Here is a 20,944-nt window from a genome sequence, read left to right as displayed (position 1 = left end):
CGTATGCTGGTCTTGCACCGGCCGTAATCATTCTCATAGCGTGTCGAGCATGAAATCGAGACCCGGTCGGATTCGAAACTGTTTTGCAAGTTGGCCGCCACGAGACGTCCGCTCATGTCACGTGAAAGTCGGCGGCAACCCGCCGAAGCCTGAGGAGACACGCAGCGACCTGCTGAGATGCGGCGTTGCTCCATGCGGTACTGTAGAGCGGGCACATTTTGTGGGCTGCCGTGGTCAGTTCGCAGCGAAGCAGTAAAAGAGGCCGTCGCCGCCCGTTCCCTTGAAGGCCTCCTGGGTGCAGCCACCGCGGGTCGCATGCGAGGCGTTCCAGGACTTGGCTTCGGCGCTATCGTTGAGGCCGGTTCGGTCGCTGTGGCCGACAATGGCCGCGCCGTCGGTCCCGCCCAGGGTCCAGTTGCCGCAGGTCTCCGGCGCGGCAGTGCCGTCCGCCTTGGAGCCGGTCAGAATGTCGTGCCGGTTCGGCGTGTCGCCGCGGCCGTTGATGACCTCGCCCTTCTCGTTGAGTGCGGTTTGCTTCGTAAGGTTGTTCTTGTCGCTATGCAGAGAGGCGACATCGTCGGCGATCTTTTCGCCCTTGGCATTGTACCAGGGGCCTGCGCCGATACGGTCCTTGGCATTTTCCGCGTCGGTGGAAAGATAGGCCTTCCAGGTCTTGCCGGTCGAGCCGCTCGTCGTGGCCAGCGTGTTGCAATAGGCATCGGCACCGGCAAGACCGCCAAGATTGCCGCCCTTGCCCGGATTTGCACTGGTGACGAAGAAACTCATCGTCGTGTCTTGGGCGTGGGCCCCGACGATAGAGCAGGCCAGAGCGGCCGCGACAAGTACGAGCCTGCGTTTCATGGCGTTTCCTCCCGGTGCTGTTTGAACCGGATGAAGCCTAGGGGCAGCCTGGATCGGAGTAAAATCGAAATCTTGTGAACCGTCCGCCGACAAGCGTCGTCGCGATGTCCATTCGACGTCCCGGCCAAAAGGGGACATTGTTGTCAGTCCACCTTTTCCGTCGGCTCCGGTTGCCGACGCCGAAGAAAATGTGTGAAGGGAAAGGCCGGTTTCGGCGCAGAAAGGCGTTGGCGCCTACAGCGCCGCGCGTCCTACTAGACGCGTAAAGGTCGCTGTAGCACTTTGAATTGCTGCATGTTTCCTTAAATCGAATAGGATTTAAGGAAACCGCAGTAGGTCAAGCCGGGCATTTGCCCGGATGACCGCAGGCAGCCTGTGCAAGAGACAGGCTGGCAAATCGCGGCTCAGTTCAGCCTGAGGTCGATGCCGGGATGGAGCTTCTTGAGATTGGGTAGGGACTTCGACTGCCACGGGATCTCGGAGGTTCCGCGCACGGTCAATTGCACGTTCGGACGGTTGCGCGCCTCGATCGTCAGTTTTGCGAGCAGGTTGATCCCCGACGAGTTCAGGAACTGCAACTCCGTCAGGTCGATCGTCATGCGATCGGGCTCGGCCTCAAGCACGCCCATGGCAAGGGAGAAGATAGGGGCATAGGCTTCCGTACCGGGAAGCCGCATGGTTCCCTCGAAGTGTATGTCATTGCCCTCGGACCAAATGCGGTAGTCCTCGTCCTTGATTTCCATGTTCACCTGCTTGTCAGTTCGAGATATCGGGGACGGGGATCGAGGCATAAGTCTCGAGCGCGATGCCGCCTCCGTCGCCGTTGGGTCCGAAAACCCAAGCGAAACGGACGCCATAATCGCTCATCAGTGTTAATAGACCAAGACCAGATCCACTCTTGCCTGTGCCGATTGCGTTGGCTTCGATGCGTTCGATCAGAAGGTCGCCCGGATCACCTGTCGTGATCTCGGAAAGCAGATCCTGGAAGCGGGCTGCAGTCTCACCATCGACGAAATTCGACACCTTGGCACGGAAGTTGCTGTCGTCGATCGAGGCCTCGACCATGATGCCGCCGGTGGCACGGAACTTGACCGCGTTTTCGACCAGCTCGTTTGTCAGGTAGCCGATATTGTGGCGAACTTCCTTGTAGGCATTGCGCGAGGCGCGGTAGCGCATGGCGATCAGCTCGGCGACGAAATCCGAGGCGATGGCGCAATGTTTCCAGCTCAGATTGAGCTGGCCGTCATAGAGGCGCAGCCGCGTCACGCTTTCGTTGGCACCCCTGGTCAGGTCCGCCGGTCCGTACAAAGTCGTCATCTGCTCACCTGTGTCTCATGACCACGAGGGTAATGTCGTCGTGTATTTTCTGCTTGCCGATATGCGCCATCAAGTCTTCGATGATACCTGATTTCGCATCTTCGGCGCTGCGTCCGTAGAACTGCCGCGCACTGTCGCAAAGCCGCTCGATGCCGAACAATTCGCCCGCCGCGTTCTCTGCCTCGGTCACACCATCTGTGTGCAGGATGATCATGTCGCCGCGGGCAAATGCGACCTCGCGCGTGGCGACGAAACGCGAGATATCCGACTCCAGACCGATCGGCAGGCCCAGATCCAGCGTATCGATGCGCTCCACCTCTTTGCTGTTGCGAACGACGATCAGTTCCTCGTGCTGCCCGGAAAGCGTCAGGCGGCCACCATCATAATCGAGGAATGCGAGGGAAAGGTGCTTGTCGGTGTTGGTGCGCACGATGTTCTTGTAGATCGCCCGGTTCAGGCGGTTCAGGAATTGATTGGGATCCATGTCGCCGGCTTCCTGCAAGGCACGAGCGACAGATTGGACCATCAGCATCAATACGCCGCTTTCAAGGCCGTGGCCGGTCACGTCGCCGATGCCGATCTTCAACCGTGCGCCATCGCGCAGAACATCGTAATAGTCGCCACCCACTTCGTCGGCGGGACGCATATAGGCGGCAATTTCGAGTTCTGCGATCTCGTCGAGCTCGCCGGCTTTCGGCAGCACCATCATCTGGATTTGCCGGGCGACCGCCAACTCGGCGCCCAGGCGCAGGTTCTCACTGCGCAACTGCTTATTCAGGGCGGAGATCTGCTGATTGGCCTCCTCGATCTGCTTGGTGCGCTCTTCGACGAGATGCTCGAGGTTCTCGGTGTGGAAGCTGATCTCTTCGGCCATCCGGTTGAAGGCCGTGCCGGCTTCGCCCACTTCGTCGCGCGTCGAGATAGGCACCCGGACCGAGTAGTCCTTCGCCTGGATGCGCTTGGCGGCGCCGGCAAGCGCACTGATGCCGGCGGTCACGCGCTTGGAGATGCCGAACACCGCCGCCGTCACGAAGAGCAAGGACGCAAGCAGCGCCAGGATCTGATAGGCGAGAATGCGGTTGGTCGCCTGCGAGATACCTGTCTGGGCGGCAAACAGCGACGCATAGATTTCCCGCTCGGGAACCACGATGCCGAGCGACATCGTCTCCTTGCGAACCGGGCCGGACATCCAGAAATTCTCCGGCAGCAGCTGCTTCAGGAGAACGAGATAAGGCACTTTCTCGCCGGCCTCGTCGAGCATGACGCGCTGGATCACGCCGTCCTGCCCGAGCGGTAATTGCGCAATGGCCTGCTGAGCACTCTTGCGCAGCGAGCGGTCGGCACCGGTCACACCTTGTGTGCCGGTATCGCTTGAGGTCTGCAGCCCGATCGTCTTTTCGCCGGCAGGGTTGATGGCGAGCACATTGCCGTCGGACATTGCCAGGAAGCCAAAACCGCTTTCGGCGACCTTGACGTTCTGCACGACCTCGGCCAGCTGGTCGAGCGTGATGTCGGCGCCGGCGGCGCCTGCCACCGTCTTTCGATCGCGGGACCACAGCGGCTGGAAGAAGCTGACGATGAGCTTGCCGGTGATCGCGTCGGTATAGGGCGCCGTCTGGGTAATATCGCTCGCCACCGGCCTGAGGCTCGGATCCTTCGCCCATTGCTCCCAGGATTCATAGATGCCGGGGAAGAAGAACGTCCAGAATTCAGCCTGATTGTGACCGGGATAAAGCCGATCGAAGGTTTGCGCCTGATCCGTATAGGGCGCGGTCCGGAAAATCGGCCGCTCCTTGGGGCCGATGTAGTACATCTGCAGTTTGGAGCGCCCGCTTTCCAGCAGGCTCGGCGCAACGAGGTCGAGTACCGCGCTGTTCTCAATATCCGCCTGGACGTCAGGAAGCGGATGGTGGTCCGGCCCCAGAAGATATCCCCAGACGCTGATCACAGAGAGCGGGCCGGGCAGGTTCTGAGCCCATCCGCCCTTCTCGTCGTAGACGACGGTGACGGCGCCGGGTGCGCCGCGGGCAAGGGCCTCGCCGATTTGCGATTTGCGCACCGGCCGATCGATCTGCGACTGCAGAACGCCTGCGAGCGTTCCGACATCGGTATGAACCTGGCCAAGAAGCAGGTTGACGCGGGCGGCGGTCGATTCCGCGTAGGAGCGCATATAGTCTTGGTTGGCCTTTTGCAGGCCCTGACCGACTTCCGTCGCGGCATCCCGCGACAGCCTCTGCACGTTCCAAAGGGCAAGGCCGCCGGTCACCATCAGGTCGAACAGCACGGCGCCGCCGACAACGAGCACGAACTTGGCGCGGAAGGATCTCAAGCCGAGGCGGGAGCTTGGGGTACTGGGCTCCTTCATGTCGGCTTGCGTCCCGATGCGACCCAGATCGGCCAGCCGGCATAGCCCTTGGGGTGCAGCGCGGCAAAGATGTGATCCCTGAACCCCTGCCGGAAGCGTTGGATGAACTCCGGCGGATCACCGCGCCGGACAGCCATTTCGCCGGCATAGACGTGTTCCCAGGCGGCGATCACGTCGGCGAAGTCCTGCGGATCGCCGTCGTGATTCGTCACCATGAACGATTCGACCAGGATGTCGTCGAAACCTGCATCGGCAAGGTAACGGCGGCTTTTCGGTCCGAGTTCGACGTCCATTTCAAAATGACTGAACAGTTTGGCAACTTCGTTGTAGGTCCACTGGATGCTTTGAGCGCGGGGCTCGCCGAGGCAATGGGAGTTTTTTTCATTGGTGATGTAGACACGTCCGCCGGGTTTGCAGATCCGGTAGAGCTCCTTCAGGAGCAGCTCCCGTTCGTTGAAAATCTGCAGCGAATGCCGGCAACTCACGAAGTCGAACTGGTTGTCCTCGAGCAGCATTTCTGATGCATCGCCGTAGGTGTACTCGATATCGGTGATGCCGAAGTTGGTCGCCACTTCGCGTGCATAGGCAAGACTGGCCTTGGAGTGGTCGAGGGCGACGATCCTTGCCGGCTGGAATTCCTTCTGGACGAGAACAGCAAAGTCGCCGATGCCGCAGCAGACGTCGGCCATGGCAATGCCGGGCCGCAGCCCGTGCCGAGGCAGGATCGAACGCTCGTGCCGCCAGGTCATCTTCGTCTGGGTTCTCAGGATCGGGATGAAGCTGGTGTCTTCGACGAAGCTCTGTCCGGGATAGAACGTCGAATCGTACACCTCGACTGTAATCTGCGGCTCGATCTCGTTGAGATGGCCGAACATTCTGGTGGCCCAGCCGACGACGCTCGACGTTACGATCACCACGCGCAAGTCGGCGCGGGCACGGCAGGCGTCGAGGGCAACCCGCACGAAGGCATGGAATGCGGTGTTATTCATCTGGATCAGGCGTTTCACGTCGACGTAGAGTACGCCGCGCACGCCGTCGATCGCCTGCTTGAGCATTGCGATGCTATCGGCGATCTCGTCGACCGACCGCGGCCGGATGACGCCGGCGAGCGAAAACACCTGGCTGTTGGCGTCGAACGCCGCCTTGAAACTGGGAGAAAGGCCCGCGACGCTCAACTCACCAGCCCTTCCAGCGGCAGGTCGACGATCAGCGTGACAGCGTGCAATGTGCTTTCCTCAATGCGGATGCTCGCGTCGAAATTGATGGCGAGATCAAGTAGGATGGACTCGCGACTGGGCGCCATGTCGGTCGATATGGAATCGAGATAGCGGGCATGTGCATCGCTGCGATCAACCTTCGACACCGCCTCGCGGTAGAACGGGACCTGTTCGGCTGGGCATGGGAACGTGATTTGAACCCGCTCGATCGGGCCATGTCGGTAGATCGCCAGACCGATGTGACCGCTGGCGGCGCCGCTGCGGAACGAAACTTCAAGCAGTTCGTTGAGCGCCGACGAGAAGAAGTTCGAATGCCTTACCGGATCGGTCCTGTTGTGGCTGATCATCCGGGCCAGATAGCTGGAGAGATGGTCGCAATGCTGCCACTCCGAGAGAAATGTTCCCATCTCCATTTCGAACTGGAGCAGGGGCTCAAAAATCGCTTCAGCTGGAACACTGTTACCGACGTCCATGCTTGCTTTGTCCTCCATCTGCGGAACTTTGCCACGGCCCGCAGGCACTTCTAGGCTGATTTATCAGGCACGCAAACCGGTGAGCGGCCAGGCGGCCCTTGCGCCGGTGGCCGACCCGACAGCATAGCCCCTCGCCGTGTTATGATATTTCCATCGTCGACGATTGGCGCAAGTAACTGTCGATTGTATTGGGCGGCATCGGAACACCAAGGAAATACCCCTGCAATCGATCGCAGCCTTCGTGGTCCAGCCATAGGGCCTGCGCCCGCGTTTCGACGCCTTCCGCGGTCACTGACATTCCCAGCCCGTGCGCGAGCGCGATTATCGAACGCACGATCACCTGGCTCTTCTCGTCGTTCTCCAGATCCTTGATGAAATAGCGGTCGATCTTGATCGTGTCGAACGGGAAGTTCTTGAGATAACTCAGCGATGAATAGTAGGTACCGAAATCGTCGAGCGAGATCTGAATGCCGAGGACGTTCAGCGTATTGAGCGTGTCGAGATTGTTGGTCGTCTTCTCAAGCAGAACCGATTCGGTCACTTCGAGTTCGAGCCGGTCCGCCCGCAATCCGACCATATCCAGCGTCTGCGACACGCGATCAGTGAAGCCGTCGTGCAGGAACTGCGCCGGAGACAGGTTGACGGCTACGGTAAAATGCGAGGGCCATTTGGTTGCTTCGCGGCAGGCCTGCTCAAGCACCCACTGGCCGATATCGCTCATCAGCCCATCGGCTTCGGCCATCGGCACGAAGACATTGGGCGGAATGATGCCCACCAAAGGATGACGCCACCGCACCAACGCCTCGAAACCGACAATGGTGAAAGGCGGCTTCACCAGAGGCTGATACTCGAGGGAGAACTGGTTTTCCTGAAGCGCGGTGCGCAGGCTTCGGCGCAGCATTTCCCGTTGTTCCAGCACGATCAGCATCGAACGGCTGAAGGTTTTGGCGCGGCCGCGGCCCTCCTTCTTGGCCGCATAAAGGGCGATGTCGGCGGCCTTCATCAACTGTTCGCCCTCGTTGCCATCGGGCGGGGCAACGGCGATGCCAATGCTCGCACCCACGAACGCCGAAATGCCGTCGACCGTGAAAGGCTCCTTGAAGGCGTTGACCACAGCATTGGCCAGCCGCTCGGCTTCCATAGGCTGATCGGCGTCGCGCTGAATGATCGCGAATTCGTCTCCGGCAAGCCGGTAGGCGACCTCCCCGTCGCGCAGAACGCTGCGGATGCGTTCGGCTGCCATCCTCAGTACCGCATCGCCGGCACCGTGTCCGAGCGTATCGTTGATCGGTTTGAAGTCGTCGAGGTCGATCTGCATCAGCGCCGGCTTCTTTTCATGAACCGCCGGCAATACGCTTCGCAGATCATCGCTGAACTGACGCCGGTTGGGCAAACCAGTCAGGGCATCGTGCGTCGCCTGGTGAAGCAGCAGCGCACGCTCGTTTTCGCCCTGGCTCGCGGCTTCCCGCCGGACCGATGCCCCGTCCGTCTCGATGACGCCGATGCCATGTCCGGCGCGAAAGACGAGCAGTGTCCGCCGTGATCGTTTGGGCGCATCGATGATTTCGATGCTGCGTGGAACGCCATTGGCAAGAACGGATTCTGCCATTGCCTTCGAGGCCGGCTCCAACAATTCGGGGTAGACGTGCCAGAGCGTTGCATCGACCAGTTCAGCCACCTCGTAGCTTCGCTGAAGCGCGACCGAGGCCCCGACGAGATGAAGAGCCTCGTCATAAAGCGAGATGACCTCATCGGTATTGCCAAGGACGGTATCGTCCACGGAAGACGCAGCAGACAACGTCGAGTCAGTACCTGACATTCTAGCCTTTCCCTTTCCGTCGCGGTTTTGACTGGACCGCCTGTGACCATTGATATGATCGAGACGCCGTGCTCGAAATACATGGTCGTACTATTTCAGTCGACCCTTATGCATAGCTATCGCGAAAAGTGTCGCGGTCAATGCTGCTCGCCTATGGTGCGGCTGGACACCGAAGCTCCGAGCGTCGAACCGGGTGTACAAGCACAAGAATCTTCTCTGTTCGGTTGCAATTCTGTAGCTCTTTCTATCACTTGCGGACGACGCAGGCAATTTTCGTTCGACTCAATAAGCATAGCGATATCTAGCGATCTGAAGGCTTTGCTCATCGGTCGTGGTTAAAATAGTGTTATCTTGCCAACAGCGCGGATCGTCAGCATTAACCATTTTTGGTTTGACCGGCAGGACGTTCGCATGGCTTTGCGCATCACGCAAACGCCTGGCAGTTCACGCGTTCGATCGGTTTCCAAGCAATACAGTGTAACGCTCCCACCAATGGCATAACCTCAGGTTATGCGGCTCTGCAATTTTTGTCGTCTGCCGACCAGACGTCGAATCGTTATGGTGATCCACAAGAAAAGAACGGGAACGACTGTCGTTCGCCCCGCGGCGCACGACAAACATCAAAATACATTCAGCGAACAGGACGCGGCCTGCCCGGCGCAGGGTCGATCCGTGCCTGCAGTGGAGCGAAATCGTCATGGATGGCGCTGTCTTGCACTTGGGGAGTGGCAAACCGACAATGACTGAAGACGATGCTCTGGCCGCCAAAAGGATGCCTTCCGCAAAAGGCCGGGCGCGAAAGCCGCTTATCAAGCTCGACAAGTTGAGCAAACACTACGGCAATCACACGGTGCTCGACGGCATTGACCTTGAGGTGATGCCCGGAGAGGTGCTGGCGATCATCGGCCCGAGCGGCTCCGGCAAGAGCACGCTGCTGCGCTGCATCAACTATCTCGAGCCGCCGGATGGCGGCCATGTCACTATCGGCGACATCTCGCTCAACGCGGCCGCACCCGCCGGGCGATTGGAACTTTCGACCCTGCGCCGCAGCGTCGGCATGGTCTTCCAGTCCTTCAACCTCTTTCCGCATATGACGGTGTTGCGAAATGTCAGCCTGGCGCAGGAGCGCGTGCTCGGACGCAGCCGCTGAAACGCCGACGACCGGTCGATGCAATTGCTGAAGCGTGTCGGCCTGGCCGACAAGGCGCAACAGTATCCCGGCCGCTGTTCCGGCGGCCAGCAGCAGCGCATCGCCATTGCGAGAGCGCTCGCACTCGACCCTGAAGTGATGCTGTTCGACGAGCCGACCTCTGCGCTCGATCCCGAACTCGGCCTCGAAGTCCTCGCTGTCATGCGGGAACTGGCAGAAACCGGCATGACGATGATCGTTGTCACTCACGAAATGAGCTTTGCCGAGAATGTTTCCGACACGGTGATGATCATGGCCGATGGCAAGATCATCGAGAAGGGGCCGTCGGCAGACGTCATGCGCAATCCGCAGCAGGAGCGCACCAAGCGCTTCCTTCGGGCGGTGCACGACCGATGAGCACGGCCGACGTCTTCGCCATATTGCGCGGGCTCCCCTGGACGGTCGCCCTGACGCTCGGCGCGTTCTTGGCCGGCGCCGTGCTTGGGATGCCGCTGGTGGCGGCCAGGCAGAGCCGCATCCTGCCGCTGCGGATCGTGGCGATGGTGCTCATCCAGATCGTGCGCGGCATTCCGCCGATCCTCTGGCTGTTCATCATCTTCTTCGGCCTGGGAATGAGCGTCTTCCCGATCAGCCCGTTCAACGCGGCGCTGGCCGGGCTCGGCTTGATCGCGGCTGCCAACATGGCGGAAATCTACCGCGGCGCGCTGGCCTCGATACACTTCGGCCAATGGGAGGCGTCGTCGGCGCTGAACCTTGGCCGCTGGTCCACGCTGACCGACGTCGTCGCCCCGCAGGCCTTCCGCGTCGCTCTGCCTTCGGCGGCGAGCTACCTGATCGGCCTGATGAAAGAGACGGCCGTGGCTTCGACCATTGGCGTCAGCGAACTTGCCTTCCAGGGCAACCAGCTGTCGCAACTGACATTCCGCGGTCTCGAAGTCTTCGCTCTGGTCGGCATGTTCTACATCCTTTTGAGCCTGCCGGTCGCCTGGCTGTCGCGCGTCGCCGACAGCTATCTGCAAGCAAAGGTGGCCCGCTGATGTTGCCGAGCTACGAAGAACTCTCCGCCTGGCTCCCCGATCTCCTGTCGGGTCTGTCGATCAGCCTGCAGGTCACGGTGCTCAGCCTCTTGATCGGCATTCCGTTCGGGCTGCTGCTTGCACTTGGCGTGCTCGCCAAGAGCCGGTTGACAAAGATACTGGCTCTGTTCCTGGTCGAGGTCGGCCGCGGCGCGCCGGCGCTGGTGCTGCTGCAGTTCATCTATTTCGGCCTGCCGACATCGGGCCTGACGCTCGGGTCCTTCACCGCGGCCGTCATCGCGCTTGCCTGGAACACCGGCGCCTATACCAGCGAGATCATTCGCGCCAGCCTGCAGTCGATCCCGCATGGCCAGCGCGAGGCGGCCGTCGCAATTGGTCTCAATCGACTGGATGCCTTGCGCTACGTCCTGCTGCCGCAGGGCTTGCGCGTCGCGCTTCCGGCGCTGCTCGCCTTCTCGATCCTGATCTTCCAGGGCACGTCGCTGTGCTTCACCATCGCGCTGCCGGAACTCGTCAGCCGCGCCTATGAAATCGGCTCGAACACCTTCCGTTATTTCCCGGCGCTGCTAGCCGCCGGCGTTCTCTACGCCTCGATCTCCATCCCCGCCGCTCTCCTCGTCAGTCATGTCGAAAAGCGCGCCGGCTCCTACGCGCAACGCTGAACCAACACCACGAAAGGGCATTCAGGCATGACCACATTTGCGACCAAAACCCGCCTTCTGCTGACCGGCATCGCCGGCCTCCTCGTATCGAGCCAGGTGGCGCTTGCGCAGGATTGCACACCGAAACACACCTTCGCCACCATCGAAGAGGGTACGCTCACGGTTGCCGTCACAACCTATGTGCCGCATTCCTACCTGGACGACAGCGGCAACATGAAGGGCATCGACGGCGATATCGCTGCGGAATTTGCCAAGCGCGAATGCCTGAAGGTGAAGGCGGTCGCCGTCGATCCGGCCGCCGCCATCCAGTACGTGCTTTCGGGTCAGGCCGATATCGCCACCGGCGACTGGTACCGCACGGCCGAGCGCGCCAAGGTCATGAACCTCTCGGCGCCGCTCTACACCGATCAGATGGCAATCTATTCCAAGAACGGCTTCGCGGATGTCGGCGACCTTGAAGACAAACAGGTCGGCACAGTGCAGGGCTATCTCTGGGTCACCGACCTGAAGACCATGCTCGGTTCCAAGCTGAGGCTCTATCCGAATTCGGTCAACATGCAGCAGGACCTGTTCTCCGGCCGCATCGACGTGGCGGTGGACGGCTATTCGACCGGCGTCGTCGCTGAAAAGAACGGTGCGCTCAAGGACGTCAAGGTCAAGGTCGCTGCCTCCGACGACCGGGTGAGGGCGACCAAGGAAGCCGCACAGGCCGCGTTCCCTTATTCCTTCAACGCCAAGGAACTGGGTGTCGCGCTGGATGCCGGGATCGAGGCGATGCATGCGGATGGCACCATCGTCGGCATCCTGAAATCCTACGGCCTTGACGGTACGGCGGCCGAGACCGGCGCGCCGCGCCTGGTCCAGTAATATAGTTGCCAGCCGCAACAGGTTGCGGGAGCCGCTAGGCTCCCGTCCCCCCTCCCGGCAGGTATGCCGGTTAGCGAACAATTTGATATCGGAGACAAGACGATGACTGTCTACACAGTCACGCGGAAGACGCAGTCGTGGTACGGGGAGCAGATCGGCATCCTCATCCTCGATGCTGCGTACCCCTGCGTGCCCGGCAATGTCGGCAACGCCACCACCTATGACTTTCCGGTCCGCTTCCAGGAGGTGCGCGGCGCCTCGATCGACCGGCTGCTCAACCAGCGCGATCCCGCACTTCGCGACGTCTTCATCGAAGCGGCCGTCGAATTGCAGAACCGCGGCGTCAAGGCGATCACCGGCGCCTGTGGTTTCATGGCCTATTTCCAGGAAGAGGTTGCAGCCGCGGTCGATATTCCGGTGTTTCTGTCGAGCCTGATGCAGATCCCGTTCATGCATGCGGCCGCCGGCGGCAGCGTCGGCATCATCACGGCCAATGCTAGCCGACTGACGCCGCGCCACTTCGAGGCGAGCAACGTGCCAGGGCATATCCCTCTTGCGATTGCCGGCATGGAAGGGCAGACGGAATTCCGCGAAGCCATTCTTGAGGAGAAAGGCACGCTCGACAGCGCTCAGATCGAGCGGGAAGTGACCGAGGTTGCCCGCAAACTCGTCGAGGATAACCCGGATGTTCGCTCCATTCTGCTCGAATGCAGCGATCTGCCGCCCTATGCTCATGCGGTGCAGACGGCGACCGGTCGACCGGTCTTCGACTTCATAACCATGATCAACCACGTCCAGCAAAGCGTCGCCCGCCGGAGCCACCACGGCCACATGTGATCGGCGCCAGCGGCAAACACGTGCGATAAACCAGGAACCACTGATGTCCATGGACCACTATTACCTTCTCGGGCGCTCGGGCTTGCGGGTCAGCCGGGTCGCGCTCGGAACGATGACCTTCGGCAATGGCGGCATTCGGGGTATCGGCGGTTCGTGGGGATCGGACGAGGATGCCGCGCGCGCGATCTTCAACCGTTACCTCGAGATCGGCGGTAACTTCATCGACACGGCCGATTCTTACGCGGCTGGCGTCAGCGAGGAACTGATCGGCAAGTTCGTCGCCGAGGCGGGCATACGCGACCGGGTGGTGATTTCCACCAAGTTTTCCAACAACGTCGAGCCCGGCAATCCGAATGCCGGCGGCAACGGCCGCAAGAACCTGATGCGCGCCGTCGACGCCTCATTGCGGCGGCTGAAAACGGACTACATCGACCTCTATCTGCTGCACACCTGGGATCGGATCACACCGGCCGAAGAGGTCATGCGGACATTCGACGATCTCGTGCGCGCGGGCAAGATCCGCTACGCCGGGCTTTCCGACGTGCCGGGCTGGTATGCGGCACGCGCCCAGACCTGGGCGGAGGCGCATGCGCTGACGCCGCCGATCTGCCTGCAGCTACCGTATTCGCTGGCCGAACGCAGCATCGAGAACGAATTCGTGCCGCTCGCCCAGACGCTTGGCCTCGGCATCACCGCCTGGAGTCCACTCGCCATGGGCTTGCTCTCCGGCAAATACCGGGCCGGCCAGCAGGCCGCAGGGCGGCTTTCGCTCGACGCCTCCGGCAGCGGGCTCGGGCTCTTTACCGAACGCAATAGGCGCATTGTCGCTGCGCTCGAAGCGGTTGCCGGCGAGGTCGGCCGCAGCATGGCGCAAATCGCCCTGAACTGGGTGGTGACGCAGCCCGGCGTCGGTGCTGCCATCATCGGCGCAAGCCGGATCGAGCAGCTCGACGACAATCTGGCTGCACTGGATTTTTCGATTCCCGTCGAGTTGCGCCGGCAGTTGCAGGCGGCAAGTGCGGTTGAACCCGTCTACCCTTATTCGCTGTTTGCCGACGATTACCAGGCCGGCATTCTCAATGCCGGCGTCGCGGTCGGCGACAAGCCGCGCGGGTATTACAGCGAGACCTTTCTGCCCAGGGTCACCGACTACGTCTTTGGCCAGTCGAAATCCAAGAGCTGAGCCGCAACGGCGCGCCATTCCGGCCACCGTTATCACGAAAGGAAAGAGGCATGACCGTGATGCCCGCAAACCTGACATCAACAGGCACCGCTGCCTCATTCGTCCTGACGCTCGCCTGCGACGACCAGCCCGGCATCGTTGCCGCGGTGACGACCGAGCTTGCGGCGATCGGCGGCAACATCGTCGAAAGCAATCAGTTCCGCGACGTCGAGACCAACTGCTTCTTCATGCGCATTGCCTTTACCGGTCCGTTGGGCATGTCGCGAGACGGTGTCGAGCGGGCGCTGAAACCGGCGATCGATCGCTTCGGCATGAGGGCCACGGTTGCCGACGCGACACGGCGGCCGAAGATCATCGTGATGGTCTCGAGGTTCGATCATGCGATGCTGCATCTGCTCTACCAGATCCGCGTCGGCTGGCTGAATGCCGAGGTGGTCGCCATCGTCTCCAATCATGACGACAGCGCAAGGACCTCCGAGCTCGGAGGTATCCCCTATCACCACTGGAAAGTGACGAAGGACAACAAGGCCGAACAGGAGCAGCGGCTGATCGATCTGGCGCGTGAGACGGAGGCCGACCTCGTTATCCTCGCCCGCTACATGCAGGTCCTTACGGACAACCTGTCGAACCGGCTCTACGGCAGGATCATCAATATCCACCATTCGTTCCTGCCGTCCTTCAAGGGCGCCAAGCCCTATCACCAGGCCCATGCGCGCGGCGTCAAGCTGATCGGGGCGACCGCGCATTATGTCACGCCCGACCTCGACGAGGGCCCGATCATCGAGCAGGAGACGGAGCGGGTCAGCCATTCGATGAGTGCCGAGGATTTTGTCGCCACCGGCCGCGATATCGAAAGCCGGGTTCTCGCCCGGGCGGTGAAGATGCACCTGGAAAACCGCGTCATGCTCAACGGCCACAGGACGGTGGTCTTTACACAGTGATGGCGGCGTTATCATTGTCATGATTGATGGAAGTTGCGGGAAAAGACGAGCGACACCCCCGCACGAAGGACCTGAACGATGCTGAATGATCCCCGCTCCCATGGGCTTTGGGAAAAGACCGCCCCGCCGCCGCCGGTCACCGGCCCGCTTGCCGCTGACGCATTCGCCGATGTGGTCGTCGTCGGCGGCGGCTTCACCGGCATTTCGGCTGCCCTGCATCTGGCGGAAGCCGGCCGCAGCGTCATCCTGCTCGAGGGGGCGGAGATCGGCTTTGGCGGTGCGGGCCGAAATGTCGGTCTGATCAATGCCGGCATGTGGGTGATGCCTGACGATCTACCAGGCGAGCTCGGCGATGTGCATGGAGAGCGGCTGCTGGATCTGCTCGGCAACGGGCCGCGCGTCGTGATCGACCTGATCGACAAGCACGCGATCGCCTGCGAACTCGAACGCAACGGCACGCTGCACTGTGCCGTCGGCGATGCCGGCCTGAGGGAGATCAAGGACCGTGCGTCGCAATGGCAAAAGCGCGGCGCGCCGGTCGAACTTCTCGATGCGGCCGAGACCGCCGCAAGGATCGGCACGGCCGCCTATGCCGGCGCCCTGCTCGACAGACGGGCGGGCACCTTGCAGCCGCTCGCCTATGTGCGCGGCCTGGCGCATGCGGCCCAGCGCGCCGGCGTTGTCCTGCACACTTCGAGCCGGGTCGTCTCGACGGAGCGGATCGGCAGTGGCTGGAAGGTGGTGACCGACAGGGCGTCCGTGACGGCGGACTGGATCATCGTCGCGACTGATGCCTATAGCACCGGCCCATGGGAACGGGTGCGGACCGAGCAGGTGTATCTGCCCTATTTCAATCTTGCGACGCGGCCGCTCGCACCCGACTTGCTCTCGAGTATTCTGCCCAACCGCGAAGGCGTTTGGGACACCAAGGAAATCCTTTCGTCCTTCCGCATGGACAAGGCGGGCAGGCTGGTGTTCGGCAGCGTCGGTGCCTTGCGCAACGGCGGTGCGGCCGTCCACAAGGCCTGGGCCCGCCGCTCGCTTGCCCGGCTTTTCCCGCAATTGGGCAAGGTCGATTTCGAGTGCGAATGGTACGGCCAGATCGGCATGACCACCAATGCATTGCCACGGTTCCACCGCTTCGCGCCGAATGTCGTCGGCTTTTCCGGCTATAACGGTCGTGGCATCGCGCCGGGAACGGTGTTCGGCCGGGTGCTGGCGCGTCACATCCTGGGCGAGATCACCGAGGCGGAGCTGCCGCTGCCGCTCAGCGACCCGAGCGATCCGCCGATGCGGCGTCTGAAGGAAGTCTATTACGAGGCAGGAGCCCAGGTCGCCCACTTCGTCGGCGAGCGGTTCTAACCAACCTCGTCGGCGAAAATGTCGGCGTCGGCATTCTGCTCCATCAGCCAGTCGCGAAAGATCTCGGTGCCCCGCTTCGGCGGGCGCTGGGAAGGCATGACGATATGGATGCTCTGGCCAGAGTGATAGCTCGCCCGGATCGGGCAGACGAGCTTGCCCGCCTTCAGGTGGTCGTGCACCAGATGCTTCCAGCCGAGCGCGACGCCTTGCCCGTGCACGGCTGCCTCGATCGAATTGAGTGCATCGGTGAAGACGAAATCCTGCGTCAGCTTGGCGGCCGAGACTTCATTGCGCTCGAGATATTCCCGCCAACCGACGCGTGAGCGATGTCGCTCCTCGAAATGCAGCAGCGTGTGGTTGAGCAGGTCGGCTGGGGTTTCGATCGGCCCATGCTCTCTCAGATAGGCGGGGCTGCACACCGGCCAGACTTCCTCGGTGACGAAATGCCAGGCGTGAATACCCGGCCATTTGCCGGTCCCGAGCCGGGCAGAAAGATCGATATCCTCCTCCAAGAGGTCCTGGTCGTCGCGGCTGCTTTCGGCAATGCGCAAGGCGATATCAGGATGCTGCGCCTTGAAGGCCTTCAGCCTGGGAAGAAGCCACAATTGCACGAAGGATGCGGAGAACGAGACGCGCACGATATCACGCGAGTGCTTTTGCCTCAGCGACGAGATCACCATGTGCAGATGGTCGAACGCTTCCTGGGTTTCCTTGTAGAGCCGTTTGCCCTCGGCCGTCAGTTCCAGCCGGGCGTGTTCGCGGCGGAAGAGTTTCAGGCCGGTCGCCTCTTCCAGGAGTCGGATCGTCTTGCTGACGGCCGGCTGGCTGACATTCAGCTCTTCCGCAGCACCGGTAAAGCTCTGCCGCCGGGCGGCGGCCTCAAAGACGAAGAGATAGTTGGCGGAGGGGACGAGCGAGCGGAGTCTATGCATAAACTGAGGTTATGCCCCCGGACAATTTTTAGCAAGATTACAAGCGTGCCAGCCGTTTGTAAGTTGCTGAAAATTCCACATAAGGGAACCTCTTTATGCAAACTCATGCACGGGCTGTGGTCATCGGTGGCGGTTGCGTCGGCGCAGCCATTCTCTACGGTCTGACGAAGCGCGGCTGGACCGATGTCGCGCTGCTCGAACGCACGCAGCTGACAGCCGGCTCGACCTGGCACGCCGCCGGCCTCATTCCGTCCTATGCCCGCAGCATCAATATCGGCCGCATGATCGCCAAGACCATCGAGATCTACGAGGGCCTCGAAGCCGAAACCGGCCAGCATGTCGGTTGGCACAAATGCGGCCAGTTGCGCATCGCCAATACCCGCGACCGTTTCGACGAGTACAAGAGCTACATGAGCGTTGCCGAGGTTCAGGGCATTCGCGCCGAACTCGTCTCACCGGCGGAAGCCCGCGAACTCTGGCCGCTGCTTGAGAACAACAAGGAGATGCTCGGCGCGCTCTATCATCCTGATGACGGTCACATCGCGCCGGCCGACGTCACCCAGGCGATGGCCAAGGGCGCGCGCGATCGCGGCGCCAAGATCTATCTCAACACGGAGGTGCGCGGCTTCGAGCGCATGCCGAGCGGCGAATGGAAGATCAAGACCAACCAGGGCGAGATCATCTGCGAACATATCATTTCGGCGACGGGCAACTATGCGCGCCAGACCGGCGCGATGCTCGGACTCGAAATCCCAGCGATCCCGATCGTCCACCAATACTGGATCACCGATGCCGTCCCTGAAGTGATCGAGCGCAAGCGCCAGGGCCTGCCGGAGATGCCGATCCTGCGCGACGAGGGGTTCGAGGGCTACCTGCGCGAGGAGGGCGACGGCCTGATGTTCGGTCCCTACGAGAAGACAGAGCATCTGAAGCTGTTTGCCGAAAACGGCGTGCCGGAATGGTTCGGCGCCGACCTGCTGGAAGAGGATTTCGATTCGGTCGCCTGGAACTGGGAGCGGGCAATGGACCTCGTGCCGGCGCTCGGTCGCGTCGGCATCAAGGCCAATGTCCGCGGTCCCTTCCAAATGACTGCCGACGAACTGCCGCTGGTGGGGCCGGCCTGGGGGCTCGACAATGTCTGGATCGCCGAAGGCGTGCCCGGCGGCATCCTCTGGGGTGGCGCGATCGGTTACTATCTCTCCGAGCGTATCGTCGAAGGCGGCAACAGCCTCGATACCTCCGAGCTCGACCCGCGCCGCTTCGGCGACTACGCCAACAAGAATTGGACGCGCGAAAAGGTGCGCGAAGCCTGGGGCACCCATGCCGAACAGCACTATCCCGGTCAGGACATGCCGGCCGCCCGGCCGCAGAAGACTGCACCGTCCTATGATCGGTTGACCGAGAAGGGCGCCGTCTGGAGTGTACTCAACGGCTGGGAAATGCCGAACTGGTTCGCGCCTGAGGGCGTAGAAGCTAAGGATCAGTACAGCTGGCGCTGGACCGAGAAGGGCAAATATGTCGGCGAGGAGGTTCACGCCGTCAGAAATGCCGTCGGCCTCGTCGAAATGACGCCGATGACGAAGTTCGAAGTGAGTGGCCCCGGCGCCGAAGCCTGGCTTGACGGCATCCTTGCCAACCGTTTGCCGAAGACCGGCCGCGTCAACCTCAGCCATCATCTGACCCCGAAGGGTGGTGTCCAGGCGGAATATGTCGTCGCCCGGCTGAAAGACGGCTCGTTCTACCTGATTTCGACGCCGCGAGCCGAGCGCTGGAATTTCGACGATCTGTCGAAGCTTCTGCCTAGGGATGGCAGCGTCCAGCTTCGCAATGTCACCAACGATCGCGGCTGCTTCACCATCGTTGGCCCGAAGGCGCGCGACGTGCTGCAATCGCTGACCGAGATCGATCTCTCCAACGAGGCGTTCCCATGGTTCGGGGTGCAATCGGGCACGGTGGGGCTCGCCAGCGACGTCCGCCTGCTGCGCGTCAACTACGAGGGCGAACTCGGCTGGGAACTCTATCATCCGCTCTGCTACCAGCGACACCTGCTCGATGCGCTGCTAGCCGCCGGTAAGGCCCATGGCCTGAGGCTGATCGGACTGCAGGCGCTGGAATCGCTGCGTCTCGAAAAGTCCTACCGGGCGATGTATCGCGACATGAACCCGGAACTCAGCGCCTGGGAAAGCAGCCTCGATCGCTTCGTGCGCCTCGACAAGGGCGAGTTCATCGGCCGCGACGCTCTGGCAAAGGCAAAGGAAGAGGGCATTGCCCGTCGTTCCTTCACCATCGCGATCGACACCGATGGCGCAAGCTCGCTGATTTATGAGGGCGTCTACCACCAGGGCAAGCTGGTCGGGCGCATCACCTCGGGCGGTTATGCCTACACGCTCGGCCACGACGTCGCCTTCGCATTACTGCCGGTCGAGCTTGGCGTTCCGGGGACGGAGCTCGAAGTCCCGATCCTCGGCGAGCGGCGCAAGGCCCGCGTCATCGCGGAATCGCCCTATGATCCCGAAGCTAAGCGCGGGCGGATGTAACCACCGTCAGCAGACAACGAAAATTGCCGGAAAGGGTTGGCCATGAAAATACTTGTGACGGTTAAGCGGGTGGTTGACTACAACGTCAAGATCCGGGTGAAGGCTGACGGCTCGGGTGTCGAGCTTGCCAACGTGAAGATGTCGATGAACCCGTTCGACGAGATCTCGGTGGAAGANCTACAACGTCAAGATCCGGGTGAAGGCTGACGGCTCGGGTGTCGAGCTTGCCAACGTGAAGATGTCGATGAACCCGTTCGACGAGATCTCGGTGGAAGAGGCGCTGCGGCTGAAGGAAGCCGGCAAGGCCGACGAGGTCGTGGTCGTCTCGGTCGGTCCGGCCAAGGCCGAGGAAACGCTGCGGACGGCGCTCGCCATGGGCGCCGATCGGGCGATCCTGGTCGAGACCGACGACCAGGTCGAGCCGCTCACTGTTGCCAAGATCGTCAAGGGTGTGGCCGAGGCCGAACAGCCGGGGCTGATCATCGTCGGCAAGCAGGCGATCGATGACGATTCGAACCAGACCGGCCAGATGCTGTCGGCGCTTCTGGGCTGGGCCCAGGGCACCTTTGCCTCCAAGGTCGAGATCGGTGACGGCAAGGCAACGGTGACGCGYGARGTCGACGGCGGCCTGCAGACGATCGACATCAAGCTGCCGGCGGTGGTGACCACCGACCTGCGCCTGAACGAGCCGCGTTATGCCTCGCTTCCCAACATCATGAAGGCGAAGAAGAAGCCGCTCGACAAAAAGACCCCTGCCGACTTCGGTGTCGACACGACCGCGCGGCTGAAGGTGCTGAAGACCGAGGAGCCGGAAGGCCGCAAGGCCGGCATCAAGGTCAAGTCGGTGGCCGAACTGGTCGAAAAGCTCAAGACCGAAGCCGGCGTNCCCAACATCATGAAGGCGAAGAAGAAGCCGCTCGACAAAAAGCCCCCTGCCGACTTCGGTGTCGACACGACCGCGCGGCTGAAGGTGCTGAAGACCGAGGAGCCGGAAGGCCGCAAGGCCGGCATCAAGGTCAAGTCGGTGGCCGAACTGGTCGAAAAGCTCAAGACCGAAGCCGGCGTATTGTAAGTTCAGGAAAGGGAGATTTCATCATGGCTATTCTGCTTCTGGCTGACCACGACGGCAGCCACCTTTCCGACCAGACCGCAAAGGCGCTGACGGCGGCCGCCAAAATYGGCGGCGACGTGCATGTGCTGGTGGCCGGTGCCGGTGCCAAGGCGGCCGCCGACCAGGCGGCCAAGCTTTCCGGCGTTGCCAAGGTGCTGGTGGCCGAGGATGCAAGCCTTGCCAACAATCTGGCCGAACCCTTGGCGGCGCTGATCGTTTCGCTGTCGGGCAATTACGACACCATCCTGTTGGAGGCGATCGGCCGTTCCTGGC

General features: G+C 61.6%; 16 protein-coding genes and 4 pseudogenes. 12 read left to right on the top strand and 8 right to left on the bottom strand.

Features of this window, described 5'->3' with window-relative positions:
* Positions 1-234: 234 nt before the first annotated feature.
* From ASD52_RS17805 to ASD52_RS17775, 7 genes are all read right to left on the bottom strand, one after another.
* On the bottom strand, positions 235-861 hold the full coding sequence (locus ASD52_RS17805; RefSeq protein WP_025428302.1) for a DUF1554 domain-containing protein: 627 nt from the start codon (positions 859-861) through the stop codon (positions 235-237).
* Between the two features lie 404 nt (positions 862-1,265).
* A complete protein-coding gene (locus tag ASD52_RS17800; protein WP_025428303.1) occupies positions 1,266-1,604 on the bottom strand; it encodes a hypothetical protein in 339 nt (112 codons plus the stop codon).
* A gap of 13 nt (positions 1,605-1,617) precedes the next feature.
* Positions 1,618-2,178 (bottom strand): ATP-binding protein, encoded by a 561-nt coding sequence (locus ASD52_RS17795; protein WP_025428304.1) that lies wholly within the window; start codon positions 2,176-2,178, stop codon positions 1,618-1,620.
* Positions 2,179-2,182: 4 nt separating this feature from the next.
* Positions 2,183-4,543, bottom strand: a complete 2,361-nt coding sequence (locus ASD52_RS17790) for a SpoIIE family protein phosphatase (RefSeq protein WP_025428305.1) — start codon at positions 4,541-4,543, stop codon at positions 2,183-2,185.
* Positions 4,540-5,718, bottom strand: a complete 1,179-nt coding sequence (locus tag ASD52_RS17785; protein WP_025428306.1) for a class I SAM-dependent methyltransferase — start codon at positions 5,716-5,718, stop codon at positions 4,540-4,542. Before ASD52_RS17785 ends, ASD52_RS17790 begins: the two co-directional genes overlap by 4 nt.
* Positions 5,715-6,233, bottom strand: coding sequence for a hypothetical protein (locus tag ASD52_RS17780; protein WP_025428307.1), 519 nt, complete (start codon positions 6,231-6,233; stop codon positions 5,715-5,717). The genes ASD52_RS17785 and ASD52_RS17780 overlap by 4 nt, the downstream gene beginning before the upstream one ends.
* A gap of 139 nt (positions 6,234-6,372) precedes the next feature.
* On the bottom strand, positions 6,373-8,052 hold the full coding sequence (locus ASD52_RS17775) for an EAL domain-containing protein (RefSeq protein WP_025428308.1): 1,680 nt from the start codon (positions 8,050-8,052) through the stop codon (positions 6,373-6,375).
* A 772-nt stretch (positions 8,053-8,824) separates the two neighbouring features.
* Here ASD52_RS17775 and ASD52_RS17770 point away from each other — a divergent pair.
* From ASD52_RS17770 to ASD52_RS17735, 8 genes and pseudogenes are all read left to right on the top strand, one after another.
* Positions 8,825-9,598, top strand: a pseudogene (locus tag ASD52_RS17770) (amino acid ABC transporter ATP-binding protein).
* Positions 9,595-10,239, top strand: a complete 645-nt coding sequence (locus tag ASD52_RS17765) for an amino acid ABC transporter permease (RefSeq protein WP_025428310.1) — start codon at positions 9,595-9,597, stop codon at positions 10,237-10,239. The pseudogene ASD52_RS17770 and the gene ASD52_RS17765 overlap by 4 nt, the downstream one beginning before the upstream one ends.
* Positions 10,239-10,901 (top strand): amino acid ABC transporter permease, encoded by a 663-nt coding sequence (locus tag ASD52_RS17760; RefSeq protein WP_025428311.1) that lies wholly within the window; start codon positions 10,239-10,241, stop codon positions 10,899-10,901. The genes ASD52_RS17765 and ASD52_RS17760 overlap by 1 nt, the downstream gene beginning before the upstream one ends.
* A 27-nt stretch (positions 10,902-10,928) precedes the next feature.
* The gene (locus ASD52_RS17755) at positions 10,929-11,768 is read left to right on the top strand and encodes a transporter substrate-binding domain-containing protein (RefSeq protein ID WP_057207345.1); all 840 of its coding nucleotides are present in this window, start codon (positions 10,929-10,931) and stop codon (positions 11,766-11,768) included.
* Between the two features lie 102 nt (positions 11,769-11,870).
* Positions 11,871-12,605, top strand: a complete 735-nt coding sequence (locus tag ASD52_RS17750) for an aspartate/glutamate racemase family protein (RefSeq protein ID WP_025428313.1) — start codon at positions 11,871-11,873, stop codon at positions 12,603-12,605.
* Positions 12,606-12,648: 43 nt separating this feature from the next.
* Positions 12,649-13,788: an aldo/keto reductase gene (locus tag ASD52_RS17745; protein ID WP_057225007.1), complete on the top strand. Its 1,140-nt coding sequence runs from the start codon at positions 12,649-12,651 to the stop codon at positions 13,786-13,788.
* A gap of 50 nt (positions 13,789-13,838) precedes the next feature.
* Positions 13,839-14,729 (top strand): formyltetrahydrofolate deformylase, encoded by an 891-nt coding sequence (purU, locus tag ASD52_RS17740; RefSeq protein WP_025428315.1) that lies wholly within the window; start codon positions 13,839-13,841, stop codon positions 14,727-14,729.
* A 78-nt stretch (positions 14,730-14,807) separates the two neighbouring features.
* Positions 14,808-16,091 carry an FAD-binding oxidoreductase gene (locus ASD52_RS17735; RefSeq protein ID WP_057225005.1) on the top strand — a complete coding sequence of 428 codons (1,284 nt, stop codon included), beginning with the start codon at positions 14,808-14,810 and terminating at the stop codon, positions 16,089-16,091.
* Here ASD52_RS17735 and ASD52_RS17730 read toward each other — a convergent pair.
* Positions 16,088-17,023, bottom strand: a complete 936-nt coding sequence (locus tag ASD52_RS17730; protein WP_057207341.1) for a LysR substrate-binding domain-containing protein — start codon at positions 17,021-17,023, stop codon at positions 16,088-16,090. The genes ASD52_RS17735 and ASD52_RS17730 overlap by 4 nt on opposite strands.
* A gap of 95 nt (positions 17,024-17,118) precedes the next feature.
* On the opposite strand from ASD52_RS17730, the gene ASD52_RS17725 reads away from it, so the two are divergent.
* The 4 genes and pseudogenes from ASD52_RS17725 to ASD52_RS17715 form a co-directional block, all read left to right on the top strand.
* Entirely contained in the window at positions 17,119-19,560 is a 2,442-nt protein-coding gene (locus ASD52_RS17725) for an FAD-dependent oxidoreductase (RefSeq protein WP_025428318.1), read from the top strand.
* A 177-nt stretch (positions 19,561-19,737) separates the two neighbouring features.
* Positions 19,738-20,445, top strand: a pseudogene (locus ASD52_RS17720) (electron transfer flavoprotein subunit beta/FixA family protein); the annotation flags it as partial.
* 1 nt (position 20,446) lies between these two features.
* Positions 20,447-20,632, top strand: a pseudogene (locus ASD52_RS39570) (electron transfer flavoprotein subunit beta/FixA family protein); the annotation flags it as partial.
* Between the two features lie 23 nt (positions 20,633-20,655).
* A pseudogene (locus tag ASD52_RS17715) lies at positions 20,656-20,944 on the top strand (electron transfer flavoprotein subunit alpha/FixB family protein); the annotation flags it as partial.

The sequence above is a fragment of the Ensifer sp. Root142 genome, assembly GCF_001426785.1.
GTDB lineage: Bacteria > Pseudomonadota > Alphaproteobacteria > Rhizobiales > Rhizobiaceae > Ensifer > Ensifer canadensis.
Note: the sequence above shows the minus strand (reverse complement) of the source record. Positions and strands in the feature narration are given on the sequence as shown.

Bases quoted from the DNA above. Each gene is read 5' to 3' on its own strand.
- ASD52_RS17725 (WP_025428318.1), top strand. From the start codon at position 17,119: ATGCAAACTCATGCACGGGCTGTGGTCATCGGTGGCGGTTGCGTCGGC.
- ASD52_RS17805 (WP_025428302.1), bottom strand. From the start codon at position 861: ATGAAACGCAGGCTCGTACTTGTCGCGGCCGCTCTGGCCTGCTCTATC.
- ASD52_RS17730 (WP_057207341.1), bottom strand. From the start codon at position 17,023: ATGCATAGACTCCGCTCGCTCGTCCCCTCCGCCAACTATCTCTTCGTC.
- ASD52_RS17765 (WP_025428310.1), top strand. From the start codon at position 9,595: ATGAGCACGGCCGACGTCTTCGCCATATTGCGCGGGCTCCCCTGGACG.
- ASD52_RS17750 (WP_025428313.1), top strand. From the start codon at position 11,871: ATGACTGTCTACACAGTCACGCGGAAGACGCAGTCGTGGTACGGGGAG.
- ASD52_RS17790 (WP_025428305.1), bottom strand. From the start codon at position 4,543: ATGAAGGAGCCCAGTACCCCAAGCTCCCGCCTCGGCTTGAGATCCTTC.
- ASD52_RS17780 (WP_025428307.1), bottom strand. From the start codon at position 6,233: ATGGACGTCGGTAACAGTGTTCCAGCTGAAGCGATTTTTGAGCCCCTG.
- ASD52_RS17800 (WP_025428303.1), bottom strand. From the start codon at position 1,604: ATGGAAATCAAGGACGAGGACTACCGCATTTGGTCCGAGGGCAATGAC.
- ASD52_RS17795 (WP_025428304.1), bottom strand. From the start codon at position 2,178: ATGACGACTTTGTACGGACCGGCGGACCTGACCAGGGGTGCCAACGAA.
- ASD52_RS17735 (WP_057225005.1), top strand. From the start codon at position 14,808: ATGCTGAATGATCCCCGCTCCCATGGGCTTTGGGAAAAGACCGCCCCG.
- ASD52_RS17755 (WP_057207345.1), top strand. From the start codon at position 10,929: ATGACCACATTTGCGACCAAAACCCGCCTTCTGCTGACCGGCATCGCC.
- ASD52_RS17760 (WP_025428311.1), top strand. From the start codon at position 10,239: ATGTTGCCGAGCTACGAAGAACTCTCCGCCTGGCTCCCCGATCTCCTG.
- purU (WP_025428315.1), top strand. From the start codon at position 13,839: ATGACCGTGATGCCCGCAAACCTGACATCAACAGGCACCGCTGCCTCA.
- ASD52_RS17775 (WP_025428308.1), bottom strand. From the start codon at position 8,052: ATGTCAGGTACTGACTCGACGTTGTCTGCTGCGTCTTCCGTGGACGAT.
- ASD52_RS17745 (WP_057225007.1), top strand. From the start codon at position 12,649: ATGTCCATGGACCACTATTACCTTCTCGGGCGCTCGGGCTTGCGGGTC.